This is a genomic window from Streptomyces sp. NPDC005799 (genome assembly GCF_040630525.1).
GTDB lineage: Bacteria > Actinomycetota > Actinomycetes > Streptomycetales > Streptomycetaceae > Streptomyces > Streptomyces griseorubiginosus_B.
The window spans coordinates 70744-91364 of the sequence record NZ_JBEXXQ010000022.1 but is presented as its reverse complement, the minus strand read 5'-3'; the positions used below and the strand labels follow the sequence as shown (position 1 = coordinate 91364).

General features: G+C 67.2%; 15 protein-coding genes. 14 read left to right on the top strand and 1 reads right to left on the bottom strand.

Annotated elements, in window-relative coordinates:
• Nucleotides 1-20 precede the first annotated feature (20 nt).
• From nusG to ABZ453_RS22500, 9 genes are all read left to right on the top strand, one after another.
• Complete coding sequence (gene nusG / locus ABZ453_RS22540) at nucleotides 21-860, top strand: transcription termination/antitermination protein NusG (protein ID WP_359016949.1); 840 nt, start codon at nucleotides 21-23, stop codon at nucleotides 858-860.
• 167 nt (nucleotides 861-1027) lie between these two features.
• Nucleotides 1028-1462, top strand: a complete 435-nt coding sequence (gene rplK, locus ABZ453_RS22535; protein WP_037858373.1) for a 50S ribosomal protein L11 — start codon at nucleotides 1028-1030, stop codon at nucleotides 1460-1462.
• 78 nt (nucleotides 1463-1540) lie between these two features.
• Nucleotides 1541-2266 (top strand): 50S ribosomal protein L1, encoded by a 726-nt coding sequence (gene rplA / locus ABZ453_RS22530; protein WP_359016946.1) that lies wholly within the window; start codon nucleotides 1541-1543, stop codon nucleotides 2264-2266.
• 131 nt (nucleotides 2267-2397) lie between these two features.
• A complete protein-coding gene (locus ABZ453_RS22525; RefSeq protein WP_359016944.1) occupies nucleotides 2398-3264 on the top strand; it encodes a hypothetical protein in 867 nt (288 codons plus the stop codon).
• Between the two features lie 104 nt (nucleotides 3265-3368).
• Nucleotides 3369-4220, top strand: coding sequence for a DUF1396 domain-containing protein (locus tag ABZ453_RS22520; protein WP_359016942.1), 852 nt, complete (start codon nucleotides 3369-3371; stop codon nucleotides 4218-4220).
• 280 nt (nucleotides 4221-4500) lie between these two features.
• Nucleotides 4501-5031 (top strand): 50S ribosomal protein L10, encoded by a 531-nt coding sequence (gene rplJ / locus ABZ453_RS22515; protein ID WP_133043302.1) that lies wholly within the window; start codon nucleotides 4501-4503, stop codon nucleotides 5029-5031.
• A 122-nt stretch (nucleotides 5032-5153) separates the two neighbouring features.
• On the top strand, nucleotides 5154-5537 hold the full coding sequence (rplL, locus tag ABZ453_RS22510) for a 50S ribosomal protein L7/L12 (protein WP_359017059.1): 384 nt from the start codon (nucleotides 5154-5156) through the stop codon (nucleotides 5535-5537).
• Nucleotides 5538-6113: 576 nt separating this feature from the next.
• Nucleotides 6114-9599 carry a DNA-directed RNA polymerase subunit beta gene (gene rpoB, locus ABZ453_RS22505; protein WP_359016940.1) on the top strand — a complete coding sequence of 1162 codons (3486 nt, stop codon included), beginning with the start codon at nucleotides 6114-6116 and terminating at the stop codon, nucleotides 9597-9599.
• Nucleotides 9600-9699: 100 nt separating this feature from the next.
• Complete coding sequence (locus tag ABZ453_RS22500; RefSeq protein ID WP_359016938.1) at nucleotides 9700-13599, top strand: DNA-directed RNA polymerase subunit beta'; 3900 nt, start codon at nucleotides 9700-9702, stop codon at nucleotides 13597-13599.
• Nucleotides 13600-13624: 25 nt separating this feature from the next.
• Here the strand turns inward: ABZ453_RS22500 and ABZ453_RS22495 are convergent, their stop codons facing one another.
• Complete coding sequence (locus ABZ453_RS22495) at nucleotides 13625-14362, bottom strand: hypothetical protein (protein WP_359016936.1); 738 nt, start codon at nucleotides 14360-14362, stop codon at nucleotides 13625-13627.
• A gap of 801 nt (nucleotides 14363-15163) precedes the next feature.
• Here ABZ453_RS22495 and ABZ453_RS22490 point away from each other — a divergent pair.
• The 5 genes from ABZ453_RS22490 (at nucleotide 15164) to tuf (ending at nucleotide 20408) form a co-directional block, all read left to right on the top strand.
• Nucleotides 15164-15718, top strand: a complete 555-nt coding sequence (locus ABZ453_RS22490) for a DUF1707 and DUF4190 domain-containing protein (protein WP_359016934.1) — start codon at nucleotides 15164-15166, stop codon at nucleotides 15716-15718.
• Nucleotides 15719-16033: 315 nt separating this feature from the next.
• Nucleotides 16034-16405, top strand: coding sequence for a 30S ribosomal protein S12 (rpsL, locus tag ABZ453_RS22485; protein ID WP_003948652.1), 372 nt, complete (start codon nucleotides 16034-16036; stop codon nucleotides 16403-16405).
• A gap of 2 nt (nucleotides 16406-16407) precedes the next feature.
• Nucleotides 16408-16878 carry a 30S ribosomal protein S7 gene (gene rpsG, locus ABZ453_RS22480; RefSeq protein WP_003992340.1) on the top strand — a complete coding sequence of 157 codons (471 nt, stop codon included), beginning with the start codon at nucleotides 16408-16410 and terminating at the stop codon, nucleotides 16876-16878.
• Between the two features lie 39 nt (nucleotides 16879-16917).
• Nucleotides 16918-19044 (top strand): elongation factor G, encoded by a 2127-nt coding sequence (gene fusA, locus ABZ453_RS22475; protein WP_359016932.1) that lies wholly within the window; start codon nucleotides 16918-16920, stop codon nucleotides 19042-19044.
• 170 nt (nucleotides 19045-19214) lie between these two features.
• Complete coding sequence (gene tuf, locus ABZ453_RS22470; RefSeq protein ID WP_359016930.1) at nucleotides 19215-20408, top strand: elongation factor Tu; 1194 nt, start codon at nucleotides 19215-19217, stop codon at nucleotides 20406-20408.
• Nucleotides 20409-20621: the final 213 nt, after the last annotated feature.

Sequence of the window (20621 nt, the reverse complement as noted above, 5' to 3'; positions counted from 1 at the left end):
TCCAGGAAGAAGCAGCCACCGTGTCTGAGCAGAACCTGAACGACGCCATCGAGCCCGACGAGTCTGTCGACGACGAGCTCGACATCGTCGAGGGCGCGGACGAGCAGGACGAGTTCGAGGCTGCCGAGGCAGAGCTGGGGGAGGCCGCCGAGGAGGCCGCCGTCCACGTCGTGGACGAGGACGAGGACTCCGAGGCCGACGAGGACGTCGAGGAAGCCGCCGTCGAGGAGGAGGCCGAGCCGGTCGACCCCGTCGAGGCCCTCCGCGAGGAGCTGCGCACGCTGCCCGGCGAGTGGTACGTCATCCACACCTACGCCGGCTACGAGAACCGCGTGAAGACCAACCTGGAGCAGCGCGCCGTCTCGCTGAACGTCGAGGACTACATCTTCCAGGCCGAGGTGCCGCAGGAAGAGGTCGTCCAGATCAAGAACGGCGACCGCAAGACGATCAAGCAGAACAAGCTGCCGGGTTACGTCCTGGTCCGCATGGACCTGACGAACGAGTCCTGGGGCGTCGTCCGCAACACCCCCGGTGTCACCGGCTTCGTCGGCAACGCCTACGACCCGTACCCGCTGACCCTGGACGAGATCGTCAAGATGCTCGCCCCGGAGGCCGAGGAGAAGGCCGCCCGCGAGGCCGCAGAGGCCGAGGGCAAGCCGGCTCCGCAGCGCAAGGTCGAGGTCCAGGTGCTGGACTTCGAGGTGGGCGACTCGGTCACCGTCACCGACGGCCCGTTCGCCACGCTGCAGGCGACCATCAACGAGATCAATCCGGACTCGAAGAAGGTCAAGGGTCTCGTCGAGATCTTCGGCCGCGAGACGCCGGTCGAGCTGTCCTTCGACCAGATCCAGAAGAACTAGCCTCCGCCGCACAGAGCTTCCGACCAGGTCAGGCGATCGCTCGCACGAGCGCCTGACCTGCTCGGTTTTTGGCCGCGCATCTATACCCGTTATCGTTGTGCGGTATGCCTGCGTTCGGGTGCTCCCCGTAGGCAGGCAGGACCCGAACCGAAAGGACCCGGAGAGTAATGCCTCCCAAGAAGAAGAAGGTCACGGGGCTCATCAAGCTCCAGATCAACGCCGGTGCGGCGAACCCCGCCCCGCCGGTCGGCCCCGCGCTCGGTCAGCACGGTGTCAACATCATGGAGTTCTGCAAGGCGTACAACGCCGCGACCGAGTCGCAGCGTGGCTGGGTCATCCCGGTGGAGATCACGGTCTACGAGGACCGTTCCTTCACCTTCGTGACCAAGACGCCGCCGGCCGCGAAGATGATCCTCAAGGCCGCGGGTGTCGAGAAGGGCTCCGGCGAGCCGCACAAGACCAAGGTCGCCAAGATCACCGAGGCGCAGGTCCGCGAGATCGCCCAGACCAAGCTCCCCGACCTCAACGCCAACGACCTGGACGCCGCGTCGAAGATCATCGCCGGCACCGCCCGTTCCATGGGCATCACGGTCGAGGGCTGAGCCCCACCCCCCAGCAGCAGAAGTGGCAGGGCCTGCTCGGCCCGCACCACGACTCCTCAAGAACACACAGGAGCAGTAGTGAGCAAGCGCAGCAAGTCTCTCCGCGCTGCGGACGCCAAGGTCGACCGGGAGAAGCTCTACGCCCCGCTCGAGGCCGTCCGTCTCGCCAAGGAGACCTCCACGACCAAGTTCGACGGCACCGTCGAGGTCGCCTTCCGTCTGGGTGTCGACCCGCGCAAGGCCGACCAGATGGTCCGTGGCACCGTGAACCTCCCGCACGGCACCGGTAAGACCGCCCGGGTCCTGGTCTTCGCGACCGGTGACCGTGCCGAGGCCGCGCGTGCCGCGGGCGCCGACATCGTCGGCGCCGACGAGCTGATCGACGAGGTCTCGAAGGGCCGCCTGGACTTCGACGCCGTCGTCGCCACCCCGGACCTCATGGGCAAGGTCGGCCGCCTCGGCCGTGTGCTCGGTCCCCGTGGTCTCATGCCGAACCCCAAGACCGGCACCGTGACCCCGGACGTGACGAAGGCCGTCAATGACATCAAGGGCGGCAAGATCGAGTTCCGCGTCGACAAGCACTCGAACCTGCACTTCATCATCGGCAAGACGTCCTTCGACGACGACAAGCTGGTGGAGAACTACGGCGCCGCGCTGGAGGAGATCCTCCGTCTGAAGCCGTCCGCCGCCAAGGGTCGCTACATCAAGAAGGCCGCGGTCTCCACCACCATGGGCCCCGGCATCCCGGTCGACCCGAACCGCACCCGCAACCTCCTCGTCGAGGAGGACCCGGCCGCGGTCTGAGCCTGAGGCTCACCCCAGTCGGACGACGGGCCCCGCACCTGCCCAGGTGCGGGGCCCGTCCCCTTTTGCGGTACACGCGCGCGTGCCCTGGGTTAGCGTGCGAGCAGGGCGATCGCACAGGGGTGGGACGTATGAAGAGCACGACCGTGCGCCACGCGGCCCTGACGGCCGCGGCGGTGCTCGCGCTCTCCGCGACGGCCGCGTGCACCTCCTCCGGGCCCTCCGGGCAGGACGAGCCGTCCCGGAAGGCCTCGGTCCCCGCCGCCGTCACCACCGCCTTGCGCGGCGCCGAACGCTCCACCGACCGGGCCGAGTCGGCCCGGGTCCGCTCCACCACGACCCTGGGCTCCGAGCTGTCCATGACGGCGGACGGCGTCCTGGCCTGGAGCGACGGCACGACCGGCACGGTCACCATCACCTACACCAGCGGCACGACCGCCGACCTCATGCGACGTCTCGGCACGACCTCCATGGAGGCCCGCTATCTGCCGGACGCCTACTACGCGCGCATGGGCGAGAAGTTCGCCCGGCAGGCCGGCGGCAGGCACTGGATCCGGTACGGCTACGACGATCTCGCCGGCCTCGGCGGTGGATCCGGTGCCGAGCTGAAGAACCAGATGCGCTCCACCACGCCCAACCAGTCCGTGAAGCTCCTGCTGGCCTCCGGCGATGTGCGCGAGGTCGGCGAGGAGAAGGTGCACGGCGAGCACACCACGCACTACGCCGGCACCGTGCGGGTCGCCGACCTCGCCGCCGGGGACCTCAGGAAGCAGCTCACCGACGCCGGCGTCGACAGCGAGAGCGTCGACATCTGGGTCAACGACCGGGACCTGCTGGTCAAGAAGGTCGAGCGGGGCCGGACGGCGAGCGGCGCCTACACCCAGACCGCGTACTACAGCGACTACGGCGTGCGGGTCTTCGCGGCCCGGCCGCCGGCGGGGGACACCGAGGACTTCAGGCAGTTGCTGAAGAAACAGGGGCTCGCTCCTGAAGCGTGATGATATTCGGGAGCACTTTGCACTCCCTTGGGGATAGGCTCACAGCGCACCTGTGTATCGACCATGTGTTCCGTGTGTTCCGTGTGTTCCTTTGGGGGGAATCAATGAGGTCTGCTGTACGTGGTTCTGTGCGCCGCCGGGCGACGGGGGCCGGGCTCGCCGCCCTGGTGCTCGCCGGGGGAGCGGTCGCCTGCGGGAAGGGCGACAAGTCGCCGGAGATGTCGCCTGTCGCGGCCGTGGCCAGGGCCGCGAAGAAGACGCAGAACATCACGTCCCTGCACTACCGCATGAAGGGCACCTACCCCGAGCAGGGGAAGATGACGGCCGAGGCCTCCATGCGGCTCAAGCCCACCGTCGCGATGAGCATGAAGATGAACGTGCCCTCCCAGGGCGCCGAGGGCGCCGCGGAGATCCGGCTCGTCGACAAGGCCATGTACATCGGCGGCAATCCCGCGATGGCCAAGGAGATGGACGGCAAGACCTGGCTGAAGTTCGATCTGTCCGCCCTCGGCGACAAGCAGCTCGGCGCGGGCGCGCCGGGAGCCGGCCAGGCCGAGCAGAACCCGGCGGCCGAGTCCGGCTTCCTCACCGGCGCCAAGGACCTGAAGAAGGTGGGCACCGAGACCGTCGACGGTGTGGAGACGACCCACTACCGGGGCACCCTGACCCTCGACGAGCTCAAGGCCTCCCTGAAGAAGGAGAGCAAGGACGTCCGCGAGCAGCGCGAGAAGAGCCTTCAGCAGTACGAGAAGCTCGGCGTCGACACGATGACGATGGACATGTGGGTCGACGGCCAGGACCGCACCAAGCAGTTCCGGATGAAGGGCCAGGCCGACAAGGGCCCGCTCGACATGACCATCACCTTCGTCGACTACAACAAGCCGGTCGCCGTCACCGCCCCGCCGGCCAAGGACGTCGCCGACCTCGCCGAGATGATGAAGGACGCCCAGGGCTGAGCCGTACGACCGGATTTGCCTCACGGCGATCCGGTCCCGTACTCTCCTACAGAAGCCAAAGACCGCTGGTCGTTGCCGTGCGCTCGGAAGAGGGCCCGGTGGCCGAAGGATCCGCTGAACCGCGGACGACCCGCGCAGGTGACTGTGGAAGTGCTCCCGGAACGCCCCTGACCATGGGGTCGCCCGGTCGAGCTACGCCCCGTGCGCCTGCGCCGGGGCGTTTCGTTTTCCCCAGCCCCTTCCGAGCGGTCGTCATCACCCGGAAGGAGGCCGACGCTCTATGGCAAGGCCCGACAAGGCTGCCGCGGTAGCCGAGCTGACGGAGCAGTTCCGCAGCTCGAGCGCCGCCGTGCTGACCGAGTACCGGGGTCTCACCGTGGCGCAGCTCAAGACGCTGCGCCGCTCGCTCGGTGAGAACGCCCAGTACGCCGTGGTGAAGAACACGCTGACCAAGATTGCGGCCAACGAGGCCGGGATCACGACGCTCGACGACCTGTTCAACGGTCCGACGGCGGTCGCCTTCGTCACCGGTGACCCGGTGGAGTCGGCGAAGGGTCTTCGTGACTTCGCCAAGGACAACCCGAACCTCGTCATCAAGGGCGGTGTCCTTGACGGCAAGGCTCTGTCCGCCGACGAGATCAAGAAGCTTGCGGACCTCGAGTCCCGCGAGGTTCTGCTCGCCAAGCTGGCGGGCGCACTGAAGGGCAAGCAGACGCAGGCTGCACAGCTCTTCCAGGCGCTTCCGACGAAGCTCGTCCGCACCGTGGACGCCCTTCGCGCCAAGCAGGACGAGCAGGGCGGTGCCGAGTAACTCGGCTCGCATCATGACCGCCGCCTGAGGCAGCCCGCCGCAGGCAGTGGTCGTAGCGGGCCGAACGTACGCCCGCCTTACATGTACATCCGGCACCAGCCGAAATTAGTGGAAGGAAAGCCATCGTGGCTCTCACCCAGGACGAACTGCTCGCCGAGTTCGAGGGCATGACCCTCATCCAGCTCTCCGAGTTCGTGAAGGCGTTCGAGGAGAAGTTCGACGTCACCGCCGCCGCCGCGGCCGTCGTCGCCGGCCCCGCCGGTCCGGCCGCCCCGGTCGAGCAGGCTGAGGAGAAGGACGAGTTCGACGTCATCCTCACCGGCGCCGGCGACAAGAAGATCCAGGTCATCAAGGTCGTGCGTGAGCTGACCTCCCTCGGCCTGAAGGAGGCCAAGGACCTGGTCGACGGTGCGCCGAAGCCGGTTCTGGAGAAGGTCAACAAGGAAGCCGCCGACAAGGCCGCCGAGTCCCTCAAGGGCGCCGGTGCCTCCGTCGAGGTCAAGTAAGACCTCTCGGGTCCGCCAGGACTCACGTGCGCCGCAGCCGTCGTAACAGAGGGCTGTAACGCTCAAGCACCGAAGAGCGATCATCCATCCGGGTGGTCGCTCTTCGGCGTTCCTGGGGGCGCGGCCACGGTCACCTTGCAGGCTCGCATGCGAGGGGTATGGTGATCTTCGTCGTGTCTCCCGGAACTCCGGTTCGGGCAAGGGGGCCTTGACGAACCGCACGCAGCGCGCAATTCTCAGGACGCGTCGCCAGAACGGTCCGAATCCGAGGCATGGATCGGCGACGAAGAGGGCAGTATCAACGTGCGTTGAGGGCAGGCATGCCGAGGGCGTTGAGGACAACGAGGGTCTCAGAAAAGCGGGGCTGGACATCAGTGCGCCAAGTGGCTACACTGACCCTTTGCGCTGCCTGTTAGCTGTCCCCTGCCCGTCACCAGGGGTCTGCCCTCGCCTCAGCATTGTCGACCGGATCATCCCTGACCTGGCCTTTTGCCAGATCTGGAAGGGCCTGTCGTGATGCGGTGGCAAGGGGCCGGGGAGCGCGTAGTGAGTCCGAGCCCTCGGAAGGACCCCCTCTTGGCCGCCTCGCGCACTGCCTCGACCGCGAATACGAACAACGGCGCCAGCACCGCCCCGCTGCGCATCTCTTTTGCAAAGATCAAGGAGCCTCTCGAGGTTCCCAACCTGCTCGCGCTGCAGACCGAGAGCTTTGACTGGCTGCTCGGCAACACCGCTTGGCAGAGTCGGGTCGAGGAGGCTCTGGAGTCCGGTCAGGACGTCCCCACCAAGTCCGGTCTGGAGGAGATCTTCGAGGAGATCTCCCCGATCGAGGACTTCTCCGGGTCGATGTCGCTGACGTTCCGCGACCACCGTTTCGAGCCGCCGAAGAACAGCATCGACGAGTGCAAGGAGCGCGACTTCACGTACGCGGCCCCGCTCTTCGTCACGGCCGAGTTCACCAACAACGAGACCGGCGAGATCAAGTCCCAGACGGTCTTCATGGGTGACTTCCCGCTCATGACCAACAAGGGCACCTTCGTCATCAACGGCACCGAGCGTGTCGTGGTGTCGCAGCTGGTCCGCTCGCCCGGTGTCTACTTCGACTCCACCATCGACAAGACGTCCGACAAGGACATCTTCTCGGCCAAGATCATCCCCTCCCGGGGTGCCTGGCTGGAGATGGAGATCGACAAGCGCGACATGGTCGGTGTCCGTATCGACCGCAAGCGCAAGCAGTCCGTCACCGTTCTCCTGAAGGCTCTCGGCTGGACGACCGAGCAGATCCTCGAGGAGTTCGGCGAGTACGAGTCGATGCGCGCCACCCTGGAGAAGGACCACACCCAGGGCCAGGACGACGCGCTGCTCGACATCTACCGCAAGCTGCGTCCGGGCGAGCCCCCCACGCGTGAGGCCGCGCAGACGCTGCTCGAGAACCTGTACTTCAACCCCAAGCGCTACGACCTCGCCAAGGTCGGCCGCTACAAGGTCAACAAGAAGCTGGGTGCGGACGCCCCGCTGGACGCGGGCATCCTGACCGTCGAGGACATCATCTCGACGATCAAGTACCTGGTGAAGCTGCACGCCGGCGAGACCGAGACCGCCGGGGACAACGGCGACACGATCGTCGTCGAGACCGACGACATCGACCACTTCGGCAACCGTCGTCTGCGCAGCGTCGGCGAGCTCATCCAGAACCAGGTCCGCACGGGTCTGGCCCGTATGGAGCGCGTCGTGCGCGAGCGCATGACGACCCAGGACGTCGAGGCGATCACGCCGCAGACCCTGATCAACATCCGGCCGGTCGTCGCCTCCATCAAGGAGTTCTTCGGCACCAGCCAGCTGTCGCAGTTCATGGACCAGAACAACCCGCTGTCGGGTCTCACCCACAAGCGCCGTCTGTCGGCCCTTGGTCCGGGTGGTCTCTCCCGTGAGCGGGCCGGCTTCGAGGTCCGTGACGTGCACCCCTCGCACTACGGCCGCATGTGCCCGATCGAGACCCCTGAAGGCCCGAACATCGGTCTGATCGGCTCGCTCGCCTCCTACGGCCGGGTCAACGCGTTCGGTTTCGTCGAGACCCCGTACCGCAAGGTCGTCGACGGCCAGGTCACCGACGAGGTGGACTACCTGACCGCCGACGAGGAGGACCGCTTCGTCATCGCGCAGGCCAACGCCACGCTCAACGACGACATGCGGTTCGCCGAGGCCCGGGTGCTCGTCCGCCGCCGTGGCGGCGAGGTCGACTACGTCGCCGGTGACGACGTGCACTACATGGACGTCTCGCCGCGCCAGATGGTGTCGGTCGCGACCGCCATGATCCCGTTCCTCGAGCACGACGACGCCAACCGTGCCCTCATGGGCGCGAACATGATGCGTCAGGCCGTGCCGCTGATCAAGAGCGAGGCCCCGCTCGTCGGCACCGGCATGGAGTACCGCTCCGCGGTCGACGCCGGCGACGTGGTCAAGGCCGAGAAGGCCGGTGTGGTCCAGGAGGTCTCCGCGGACTACATCACCACCGCCAACGACGACGGCACGTACATCACCTACCGGCTGGCCAAGTTCGCCCGCTCCAACCAGGGCACCTCGGTCAACCAGAAGGTCATCGTCAACGAGGGCGACCGGATCATCGAGGGCCAGGTCCTGGCCGACGGTCCGGCCACCGAGAACGGCGAGATGGCGCTCGGCAAGAACCTGCTGGTCGCGTTCATGCCGTGGGAGGGTCACAACTACGAGGACGCGATCATCCTGTCGCAGCGCCTCGTGCAGGACGACGTCCTCTCCTCGATCCACATCGAGGAGCACGAGGTCGACGCCCGTGACACCAAGCTCGGCCCCGAGGAGATCACCCGGGACATCCCGAACGTCTCCGAGGAGGTCCTCGCCGACCTCGACGAGCGCGGCATCATCCGCATCGGCGCCGAGGTCATCGCCGGTGACATCCTCGTCGGCAAGGTGACCCCCAAGGGTGAGACCGAGCTGACCCCGGAGGAGCGCCTGCTGCGCGCGATCTTCGGTGAGAAGGCCCGTGAGGTCCGTGACACCTCGCTGAAGGTGCCGCACGGCGAGACCGGCAAGGTCATCGGCGTGCGCGTCTTCGACCGCGAGGAGGGCGACGAGCTTCCCCCCGGTGTGAACCAGCTGGTGCGCGTTTACGTCGCGCAGAAGCGCAAGATCACCGACGGTGACAAGCTCGCCGGCCGGCACGGCAACAAGGGTGTCATCTCCAAGATCCTGCCGATCGAGGACATGCCGTTCCTGGAGGACGGCACCCCGGTCGACATCATCCTCAACCCGCTGGGTGTGCCGTCCCGAATGAACCCGGGACAGGTCCTGGAGATCCACCTCGGCTGGCTCGCCAGCCGCGGCTGGGACGTCTCCGGCCTCGCGGAGGAGTGGGCGCAGCGCCTCCAGGTGATCGGCGCCGACCAGGTCGACCCGGGCACGAACGTCGCGACCCCCGTCTTCGACGGTGCGCGCGAGGACGAGCTCGCGGGTCTGCTGCAGCACACCATCCCCAACCGGGACGGCGAGCGCATGGTGCTCCCGACCGGTAAGGCGCGGCTGTTCGACGGCCGTAGCGGTGAGCCGTTCCCGGACCCGATCTCGGTCGGCTACATGTACATCCTGAAGCTGCACCACCTGGTCGACGACAAGCTGCACGCCCGCTCGACCGGTCCGTACTCGATGATCACCCAGCAGCCGCTGGGTGGTAAGGCGCAGTTCGGTGGCCAGCGGTTCGGCGAGATGGAGGTGTGGGCCCTCGAGGCCTACGGCGCCGCGTACGCCCTCCAGGAGCTGCTGACCATCAAGTCCGACGACGTCACCGGCCGCGTGAAGGTCTACGAGGCCATCGTCAAGGGCGAGAACATCCCCGAGCCCGGCATCCCCGAGTCCTTCAAGGTGCTCATCAAGGAGATGCAGTCGCTCTGCCTGAACGTGGAGGTGCTGTCCAGCGACGGTATGTCCATCGAGATGCGTGACACCGACGAGGACGTCTTCCGCGCTGCGGAGGAGCTCGGCATCGACCTGTCCCGGCGCGAGCCGAGCAGCGTCGAAGAGGTCTGACGGGAGTCCGGCCGGAGGACCTGGTGAGGAACCTCCGGCCGGCTCCGGGACCCCCGTTTCAGACCCCAAGACTTACAACCCTGAGAGGGATTGACGCATAGTGCTCGACGTCAACTTCTTCGACGAGCTCCGGATCGGCCTGGCCACCGCTGACGACATCCGTCAGTGGAGCCACGGCGAGGTCAAGAAGCCCGAGACCATCAACTACCGCACCCTCAAGCCCGAAAAGGACGGACTCTTCTGCGAGAAGATCTTCGGTCCGACCCGGGACTGGGAGTGCTACTGCGGCAAGTACAAGCGCGTCCGCTTCAAGGGCATCATCTGTGAGCGCTGCGGCGTCGAGGTCACTCGCGCCAAGGTGCGTCGTGAGCGGATGGGCCACATCGAGCTGGCCGCCCCCGTCACGCACATCTGGTACTTCAAGGGTGTCCCCTCGCGCCTCGGCTACCTGCTGGACCTGGCGCCCAAGGACCTCGAGAAGGTCATCTACTTCGCCGCGTACATGATCACGTACGTCGACGAGGAGCGCCGTACCCGCGATCTGCCCTCCCTGGAGGCGCACGTCTCGGTCGAGCGGCAGCAGATCGAGAACCGCCGGGACGCCGACCTGGAGGCCCGCGCCAAGAAGCTCGAGTCCGACCTGGCCGAGCTCGAGGCCGAGGGCGCCAAGGCCGACGTGCGCCGCAAGGTGCGCGAGGGTGCCGAGCGTGAGATGAAGCAGCTGCGCGACCGTGCGCAGCGCGAGATCGACCGTCTCGACGAGGTGTGGACCCGGTTCAAGAACCTCAAGGTCCAGGACCTCGAGGGCGACGAGCTGCTCTACCGCGAGCTGCGCGACCGCTTCGGCACGTACTTCGACGGTTCGATGGGTGCCGCGGCGCTGCAGAAGCGCCTGGAGTCCTTCGACCTCGACGAGGAGGCCGAGCGCCTCCGTGAGATCATCCGCACCGGCAAGGGCCAGAAGAAGACCCGCGCCCTGAAGCGGCTGAAGGTCGTGTCTGCCTTCCTGCAGACCTCCAACAGCCCCAAGGGCATGGTCCTCGACTGCGTCCCGGTCATCCCGCCGGACCTCCGCCCGATGGTGCAGCTGGACGGTGGCCGCTTCGCGACCTCCGACCTGAACGACCTGTACCGCCGTGTGATCAACCGCAACAACCGTCTGAAGAGGCTGCTGGACCTCGGCGCGCCCGAGATCATCGTCAACAACGAGAAGCGCATGCTTCAGGAGGCCGTTGACGCCCTCTTCGACAACGGTCGTCGCGGCCGTCCGGTGACCGGCCCCGGCAACCGCCCGCTGAAGTCCCTCAGCGACATGCTGAAGGGCAAGCAGGGCCGTTTCCGTCAGAACCTGCTCGGCAAGCGTGTGGACTACTCCGCGCGTTCCGTGATCGTCGTCGGTCCGCAGCTGAAGCTGCACCAGTGCGGTCTGCCGAAGGCGATGGCGCTGGAGCTGTTCAAGCCGTTCGTGATGAAGCGCCTGGTCGACCTGAACCACGCGCAGAACATCAAGTCCGCCAAGCGCATGGTGGAGCGCGGCCGCACCGTCGTGTACGACGTCCTCGAAGAGGTCATCGCCGAGCACCCGGTGCTGCTCAACCGTGCCCCCACCCTGCACCGCCTCGGCATCCAGGCCTTCGAGCCGCAGCTGGTCGAGGGCAAGGCCATCCAGATCCACCCGCTCGTCTGCACCGCGTTCAACGCGGACTTCGACGGTGACCAGATGGCCGTGCACCTGCCGCTGTCCGCGGAGGCGCAGGCCGAGGCCCGCATCCTGATGCTGTCCTCGAACAACATCCTCAAGCCCGCCGACGGCCGTCCGGTGACGATGCCGACCCAGGACATGGTCCTCGGTCTGTTCTTCCTCACCACCGACGGCGAGATGCGGGGCGTCAAGGGCGAGGGCCGTTCCTTCGGCTCCGCGGCCGAGGCGATCATGGCGTTCGACGCGGGCGAGCTCTCGCTCCAGTCGCGCGTGGACATCCGCTTCCCGGTGGGCACCATCCCGCCGCGCGGCTGGACCCCGCCGGCGCGGGAGGAGGGCGACCCGGAGTGGCAGCAGGGTGACAGCTTCCGGCTGAACACCACACTGGGCCGCGCGCTCTTCAACGAGCTGCTGCCCGAGGACTACCCGTTCGTCGACTACGAGGTCGGCAAGAAGCAGCTCTCCGAGATCGTCAACGACCTCGCCGAGCGCTACCCCAAGGTCATCGTGGCGGCGACGCTCGACAACCTGAAGGCGGCCGGCTTCTACTGGGCGACCCGTTCCGGTGTCACCGTGGCCATCTCCGACGTCGTCGTTCCCGAGGCGAAGAAGGAGATCGTCAAGGGCTACGAGGCGCAGGACGAGAAGGTCCAGAAGCAGTACGAGCGCGGTCTGATCACCAAGGACGAGCGCACGCAGGAGCTCATCGCGATCTGGACCAAGGCGACCAACGAGGTCGCCGAGGCGATGAACGACAACTTCCCGAAGACCAACCCGATCTTCATGATGGTGAACTCGGGTGCACGAGGCAACATGATGCAGATGCGTCAGATCGCCGGTATGCGTGGTCTGGTGTCGAACGCGAAGAACGAGACGATCCCGCGTCCGATCAAGGCGTCCTTCCGTGAGGGTCTGTCCGTGCTGGAGTACTTCATCTCCACGCACGGTGCCCGTAAGGGTCTGGCGGACACCGCTCTGCGTACGGCCGACTCGGGTTACCTGACCCGTCGTCTGGTCGACGTCTCCCAGGACGTCATCATCCGCGAGGAGGACTGCGGCACCGAGCGCGGCCTCAAGCTGCACATCGCGGAGGTCGGCGCGGACGGCGTGCTGCGCAAGGCGGACAACGTCGAGACCAGCGTGTACGCACGTGCGCTGGCCGAGGACATCACCGTCAACGGCAAGGTGCTGGCCCCGGCCAATACCGACCTGGGCGATGTCCTCATCGACGAGCTGGTCAAGCACGGTGTCTCCGAGGTCAAGACCCGCTCGGTCCTGACCTGCGAGTCCGCCGTCGGCACCTGCGCGATGTGCTACGGCCGTTCGCTGGCCACCGGCAAGCTGGTCGACATCGGTGAGGCGGTCGGCATCATCGCCGCCCAGTCCATCGGTGAGCCCGGTACCCAGCTGACGATGCGTACCTTCCACACCGGTGGTGTGGCCGGTGACGACATCACCCAGGGTCTGCCGCGTGTCGTCGAGCTCTTCGAGGCCCGTACCCCGAAGGGTGTGGCTCCCATCTCCGAGGCGAGCGGCCGCGTTCGCATCGAGGAGACGGAGAAGACCAAGAAGATCGTCATCACCCCGGACGACGGCAGCGACGAGACGGCGTACCCGATCTCGAAGCGTGCCCGGCTCCTGGTCAGCGAGGGCGAGCACGTCGAGGTGGGCCAGAAGCTCACCGTGGGTGCCACCAACCCGCACGACGTGCTGCGCATCCTGGGCCAGCGTGCCGTCCAGGTCCACCTGGTCGGCGAGGTCCAGAAGGTCTACAACTCGCAGGGTGTGTCGATCCACGACAAGCACATCGAGATCATCATCCGGCAGATGCTGCGCCGCGTGACGATCATCGAGTCCGGCGACGCCGAGCTGCTGCCCGGTGAGCTGGTCGAGCGCTCGAAGTTCGAGCACGAGAACCGTCGTGTGGTCCAGGAGGGCGGTCACCCGGCCTCCGGTCGTCCGCAGCTCATGGGTATCACCAAGGCCTCGCTGGCCACGGAGTCCTGGCTGTCGGCGGCGTCCTTCCAGGAGACGACGCGAGTCCTCACGGACGCGGCGATCAACGCCAAGTCCGACTCGCTCATCGGCCTCAAGGAGAACGTCATCATCGGTAAGCTCATCCCGGCCGGTACGGGTCTGTCCCGCTACCGCAACATCCGGGTCGAGCCGACCGAGGAGGCCAAGGCCGCGATGTACTCGGCCGTCGGCTACGACGACATCGACTACTCGCCGTTCGGCACGGGCTCCGGCCAGGCCGTTCCGCTGGAGGACTACGACTACGGTCCGTACAACCAGTAAGCGAGCAGCTTGAGTTGAAGGGCGGTCACCTCGTGGAGGGGTGGCCGCCCTTCGGCGTGCGCAGGGTCCAGCGGCCGGTGGACTCGACGCGCGGGACGCGGCGGGATTCCGGCACCGCCACGGACAGGCGGGCCGGGTCGTGGCCGTTCGCGAGGAGGCGGCCGGTGCGGTGGGTGCGGGTCACCTCGTGCAGCGTGAACGCTCCCGTGTCGTAGTGCTCGGCAACCCGGCATCCGTCGTCCTTCAGGACCGTCTCGATGCCCTGTCCCGTGGGCGGCAGACCCGTCTCCAGTCGCCGGGCCTCGCCGGGCGGGCGCAGCGCGGCCGCCACGGACCCCAATGCCCAGACGTCCAGCAGCCGCTCCGTGCCGCGCTGCGCGGCAGCAGGACACGGACCCGGCCGGACACCGGGCGCCAGTCCCCGTGGGCGACCCGGAACAGCCTGCGGACAGGGGTTCAGGCCGCCGCCCTCGGGCACCGAGAAGCCGCCGTGCCGGTCGGTGGACTCGAAGACGAGCAGAACGGGGCCGTCGTCCGGCGCGGGCACGCGCACCCTGGTGTCGCCGGCGCCGTGGATCCAGGCGATGTCGGTGCCGGCGAGGCGGGCGGCGTCCAGCCGCTCGAGCGCCTCCCGGCCGCGGTCGAGAAGCTCCGGCACCCGGCGCGGGGTGTTGGTCCGCGCCGGGTCGTAGGCCTCCAGGTCGGTGCGGTAGTCGTCGGGGTCGGCCGAGGGGCCGGGGCGGTAGGGGTGCAGGCGCGGCATTTCGCCGTACGACGTGACGGCGAGCTCTGCCGCCTCGGTGGCCGTGGGTCGGGTGCGCCGGGGCGCCCGCGCCCCGGCGGGCTTCGCGTGCGGCGTGACCGGACCTCTCCGCCTGCGCCGCCCTTCCGGGAGAACCGGCGGGCGGTCAGCGCCGGTGGCACCACCAGGGCCAGATACATCAGCAGCGCGGCCGTGCCGTCGCCGACCGGCACCAGGCCGAACACGAGGACCATCAGCCCGAAGACGACGGTCCCACTGATCAGCCCATGACCCAGAAACCTCCCCCACGAGGCTCCCCCACCAGCCAGCGACCCACCCCCGGTCACTCCTCCGGGCCCAGTGTCCGACGCGGACCCACACCACCGTCAGGGAGCAAACACGCCGCGTTGAGCCACCCCTCACCGCCGAACCCGGGCAACGCCCCGCCCCGGCGCTACACGCGCGATCCGCCCGCGGGGCCACTCGGCCCCCAGCTCCCGGTGAGGAGTCGGACCCGGGGCTGATCGCCCTCACCCCGCCACGGGCAGACTGCCGGGCCGGTCGGGATCCGGCGGGGCCCCAGCCGCGGCCCAGACCCTGGTCACGCGACTGTCGGGTCTGCCGGCGTCCGGTGGAACCCGCCTACGACCGCCGCGGGTCCACGCCTGCCCCCGGCGCCACGCGACGACCCTGCCGTCCGGTCAATGGCGCTCGGTGGGTCAAGGGGTGGCCGGAAGTGGGTCCGCTGTGTGGGAACCCGTGGCGAAAGCGGGGCGTTGGAGGATGATGGAGGCGTTCATTCGCTTTTGGGGGGAGGCGCCCGTGTCTCAACCGACTCCATGGCAGCCGTGGCAGTCGGGGCAAGGTGTCCCGCAGCCGTGGCAGTCCCACACCACCTCCTCCATGCTCGCCTCGCACGCCGACCGCGAGCGGGCCGTCGACGTGCTCAGAGCCGGGTACGGGGAGGGGCGGCTGGAGCACTCCGAGTTCGAGAAGCGGGTGGCGCGGGCCTACGCGGCGCGGACGGTGGGGGAGCTGGCCCTGCTGGTCGGCGACCTGCCCGCGGGCCCCGTACCGCAGCCGGCGCCCCTGATGGCCGTACCGCCCGTACCGCGGACGTTCCTGCCCACCGCGCGGCCCCAGACGAACGGGAAGGCCGTCGGGGCCGCCGTGTGCGGGCTGCTGTGCGTGCCGACGCTGGGGCTCACCGGGATCCCGGCGGTGATCCTCGGCCACACCGCGCGCGCCGAGATCGAGCGGACCGGCGAGACGGGTGAGGGGCTCGCCATGACCGGGCTGGTGCTGGGCTGGCTGTCGACCGCCGGATGGGCCCTGGTGCTGACCCTTCTCATCGCGGTGTCGCTCGCTTCCGGCTAGCGTCTCCACGTGACCGGGACGTGAAATCGAAGATCACGTACGGCGTAGGGTCTTGACATGTTCCGCATGGTGATGCGGGCGGGGCCCATTTGTTTTGACCGCAGCGAATGCGGTAGGTACGCTCAGACCTTGTGCCTGGGGTGTGCCCTGGCTCTTGTGCGTGCCATCAACCGCATAGCGAGCCGTAACTGGCCACCGTAATCTGTGCCCTTTTGCCTTGCGGCGGGAGTCTGCCGGATTCGACACACCCGACCGCGTGGGTCGGCGACGTTCCAGGTTAGCTGTACCCATCGGCACACAGAAACCGGAGAAGTAGTGCCTACGATCCAGCAGCTGGTCCGCAAGGGCCGGCAGGACAAGGTCGAGAAGAACAAGACGCCCGCACTCGAGGGTTCCCCTCAGCGTCGTGGCGTCTGCACGCGTGTGTTCACGACCACCCCGAAGAAGCCGAACTCGGCCCTGCGTAAGGTCGCGCGTGTGCGTCTGACCAGCGGGATCGAGGTCACCGCTTACATTCCGGGTGAGGGACACAACCTGCAGGAGCACTCCATCGTGCTCGTGCGCGGCGGCCGTGTGAAGGACCTGCCGGGTGTTCGCTACAAGATCATCCGCGGTTCGCTCGACACCCAGGGTGTCAAGAACCGCAAGCAGGCTCGCAGCCGTTACGGCGCCAAGAAGGAGAAGTAAGAATGCCTCGTAAGGGCCCCGCCCCGAAGCGCCCGGTCATCATCGACCCGGTCTACGGTTCTCCTCTGGTGACCTCCCTCATCAACAAGGTGCTGCTGAACGGCAAGCGCTCCACCGCCGAGCGCATCGTCTACGGCGCCATGGAGGGTCTGCGTGAGAAGACGGGCAACGACCCGATCATCACGCTGAAGCGCGCACTGGAGAACATCAAGCCGACCCTCGAGGTCAAGTCCCGCCGTGTCGGTGGTGCGACGTACCAGGTTCCGATCGAGGTCAAGCCCGGTCGCGCCAACACGCTCGCGCTGCGCTGGCTGGTCGGTTACTCCCGCGCCCGTCGCGAGAAGACCATGACCGAGCGTCTGCTCAACGAGCTTCTCGACGCCTCCAACGGCCTTGGTGCCGCTGTGAAGAAGCGCGAGGACACGCACAAGATGGCCGAGTCCAACAAGGCCTTCGCGCACTACCGCTGGTAGTCGCTACCCACATCGAGACCGAGAGAAGACTGAAGCCTTATGGCTACCACTTCACTTGACCTGGCCAAGGTCCGCAACATCGGGATCATGGCCCACATCGACGCGGGCAAGACGACCACCACCGAGCGGATCCTGTTCTACACCGGTGTGTCTTACAAGATCGGTGAGGTCCACGACGGCGCTGCCACCATGGACTGGATGGAGCAGGAGCAGGAGCGTGGCATCACGATCACCTCTGCTGCCACCACCTGTCACTGGCCGCTGGAAGACGTCGACCACACCATCAACATCATCGACACGCCGGGCCACGTCGACTTCACCGTCGAGGTGGAGCGTTCGCTGCGCGTGCTCGACGGTGCCGTGACGGTGTTCGACGGCGTCGCCGGCGTCGAGCCCCAGTCCGAGACGGTGTGGCGTCAGGCGGACCGCTACGGCGTTCCGCGTATCTGCTTCGTCAACAAGCTCGACCGCACGGGCGCCGAGTTCCACCGCTGTGTGGACATGATCTCGGACCGCCTGGGCGCTCAGCCGATCGTCATGCAGCTCCCGATCGGTGCCGAGGCCGACTTCAAGGGCGTCGTGGACCTGGTCCGCATGAAGGCGCTCGTCTGGTCCGCCGAGGCCACCAAGGGCGAGATGTACGACGTCGTCGACATCCCGGACACGCACGCCGAGGCTGCCGAGGAATACCGCGGCAAGCTGCTGGAGGCCGTGGCCGAGAACGACGAGGAGATCATGGAGCTGTACCTCGAGGGCGTCGAGCCCACCGAGGAGCAGCTGTACGCCGCGATCCGTCGTATCACCATCGCGTCCGGCAAGTCCAAGGACGTCACGGTCACCCCCGTGTTCTGTGGCACCGCGTTCAAGAACAAGGGCGTCCAGCCCCTGCTCGACGCGGTCGTGCGCTACCTCCCCTCCCCCCTGGACGTCGAGGCCATCGAGGGCCACGACGTGAAGGACCCGGAGGTCGTGGTCAAGCGCAAGCCGTCCGAGGACGAGCCGCTGTCCGCGCTGGCGTTCAAGATCATGAGCGACCCGCACCTCGGCAAGCTCACCTTCGTCCGGGTCTACTCGGGCCGCCTGGAGTCCGGCACCTCGGTGCTGAACTCCGTCAAGGGCAAGAAGGAGCGCATCGGCAAGATCTACCGCATGCACGCGAACAAGCGTGAGGAGATCGACTCGGTGGGTGCCGGCGACATCATCGCCGTCATGGGTCTGAAGCAGACCACCACCGGCGAGACGCTGTGCGACGACAAGGCCCCGGTGATCCTGGAGTCCATGGACTTCCCGGCGCCGGTCATCCAGGTCGCCATCGAGCCCAAGTCGAAGGGCGACCAGGAGAAGCTGGGCGTCGCGATCCAGCGCCTGGCCGAGGAGGACCCGTCCTTCCAGGTCCACTCGGACGAGGAGACCGGCCAGACCATCATCGGTGGTATGGGCGAGCTGCACCTCGAGGTGCTGGTCGACCGCATGCGCCGTGAGTTCAAGGTCGAGGCCAACGTCGGCAAGCCGCAGGTGGCCTACCGCGAGACGATCCGCAAGGCCGTCGAGCGCGTCGACTACACGCACAAGAAGCAGACCGGTGGTACGGGTCAGTTCGCCAAGGTCCAGATCGGCATCGAGCCGATCGAGGGCGGCGACGCCTCGTACGAGTTCATCAACAAGGTGACCGGTGGCCGCATCCCCAAGGAGTACATCCCCTCGGTGGACGCGGGTGCGCAGGAGGCCATGCAGTTCGGCATCCTCGCCGGTTACGAGATGACCGGTGTCCGTGTGATCCTGCACGACGGTGGCTACCACGAGGTCGACTCCTCCGAGCTCGCCTTCAAGATCGCCGGTTCGCAGGCCTTCAAGGAGGCCGCGCGCAAGGCCAGCCCCGTGCTGCTCGAGCCGATGATGGCCGTCGAGGTCACCACGCCCGAGGACTACATGGGCGAGGTCATCGGCGACATCAACTCCCGCCGTGGCCAGATCCAGGCCATGGAGGAGCGGGCCGGTGCCCGCGTCGTGAAGGGCCTCGTGCCCCTCTCGGAGATGTTCGGTTACGTCGGCGACCTGCGCAGCAAGACGTCCGGCCGGGCCAGCTACTCCATGCAGTTCGACTCCTACGCCGAGGTTCCGCGGAACGTCGCCGAGGAGATCATCGCGAAGGCCAAGGGCGAGTAAACGCACCGCGTTAACGCACCGCGTTCATACGCCGTAGGCTTGACTCCGGAGCCTGCCGGGGTATTCCTCCCCAATCGTGGGGGAATGCCCCGGGGCCCGGGCACTGACAGCAAAGATCACCTGGCGCCGATGAAGTAAGGCGTACAGAACCACTCCACAGGAGGACCCCAGTGGCGAAGGCGAAGTTCGAGCGGACTAAGCCGCACGTCAACATCGGCACCATCGGTCACATCGACCACGGTAAGACGACCCTCACGGCCGCCATTACCAAGGTGCTGCACGACGCGTTCCCGGACCTGAACGAGGCCTCGGCGTTCGACCAGATCGACAAGGCTCCCGAAGAGCGCCAGCGCGGTATCACCATCTCCATCGCGCACGTCGAGTACCAGACGGAGACCCGTCACTACGCCCACGTCGACTGCCCCGGTCACGCGGACTACATCAAGAACATGATCACGGGTGCGGCGCAGATGGACGGCGCCATTCTCGTTGTCGCCGCCACCGACGGCCCGATGCCGCAGACCAAGGAGCACGTGCTCCTGGCCCGCCAGGTCGGCGTTCCGTACATCGTCGTCGCCCTGAACAAGGCCGACATGGTGGACGACGAGGAGATCCTGGAGCTCGTCGAGCTCGAGGTCCGTGAGCTGCTCTCCGAGTACGAGTTCCCGGGCGACGACGTTCCGGTCGTCAAGGTCTCCGCGCTCAAGGCGCTCGAGGGCGACAAGGAGTGGGGCCAGTCGGTCCTGGACCTGATGGCCGCCGTCGACACCGCGATCCCGGAGCCGGAGCGCGACGTCGACAAGCCGTTCCTGATGCCGATCGAGGACGTCTTCACGATCACCGGTCGCGGTACGGTCGTCACCGGCCGTATCGAGCGTGGTGTCCTGAAGGTCAACGAGACCGTGGACATCATCGGCATCAAGCCGGAGAAGACCACCACCACGGTCACCGGCATCGAGATGTTCCGGAAGCTGCTCGACGAGGGCCAGGCCGGTGAGAACGTCGGTCTGCTGCTCCGCGGCATCAAGCGCGAGGACGTCGAGCGCGGCCAGGTCATCATCAAGCCGGGCTCGGTCACCCCGCACACCGAGTTCGAGGCGCAGGCCTACATCCTGTCCAAGGACGAGGGTGGCCGCCACACGCCGTTCTTCAACAACTACCGTCCGCAGTTCTACTTCCGTACGACGGACGTGACCGGCGTCGTGACCCTCCCCGAGGGCACCGAGATGGTCATGCCGGGTGACAACACCGAGATGAAGGTGGAGCTCATCCAGCCCATCGCCATGGAAGAGGGCCTGAAGTTCGCCATCCGTGAGGGTGGCCGGACGGTCGGCGCCGGCCAGGTCATCAAGATCACCAAGTGACTCTGAGCCGCTAGGCCTCTGAGAGGGCCCGTACGACTTCGGTCGTACGGGCCCTTTCGCTTGCCCGGCGCGCGGCCCGGCGATGGTCGGCCGGTGAAGTCTCGGCAAACCTTGCGGGACATGTCGTCGAGAGTTGGACCAACTCCCCGCCATCGGTGCCCCGATTGTTCGCCTCTGTTCTCTGTGGGGTTCTTGTGACGTCCTAGCGTGGAC

What these genes read in the sequence shown, in the direction of transcription:
- rpsG (WP_003992340.1), top strand. Translation starts at nt 16,408, where the DNA reads ATGCCTCGTAAGGGCCCCGCCCCGAAGCGCCCGGTCATCATCGACCCG.
- ABZ453_RS22495 (WP_359016936.1), bottom strand. Translation starts at nt 14,362, where the DNA reads ATGCCGCGCCTGCACCCCTACCGCCCCGGCCCCTCGGCCGACCCCGAC.
- rplJ (WP_133043302.1), top strand. Translation starts at nt 4,501, where the DNA reads ATGGCAAGGCCCGACAAGGCTGCCGCGGTAGCCGAGCTGACGGAGCAG.
- ABZ453_RS22525 (WP_359016944.1), top strand. Translation starts at nt 2,398, where the DNA reads ATGAAGAGCACGACCGTGCGCCACGCGGCCCTGACGGCCGCGGCGGTG.
- rplK (WP_037858373.1), top strand. Translation starts at nt 1,028, where the DNA reads ATGCCTCCCAAGAAGAAGAAGGTCACGGGGCTCATCAAGCTCCAGATC.
- ABZ453_RS22520 (WP_359016942.1), top strand. Translation starts at nt 3,369, where the DNA reads ATGAGGTCTGCTGTACGTGGTTCTGTGCGCCGCCGGGCGACGGGGGCC.
- fusA (WP_359016932.1), top strand. Translation starts at nt 16,918, where the DNA reads ATGGCTACCACTTCACTTGACCTGGCCAAGGTCCGCAACATCGGGATC.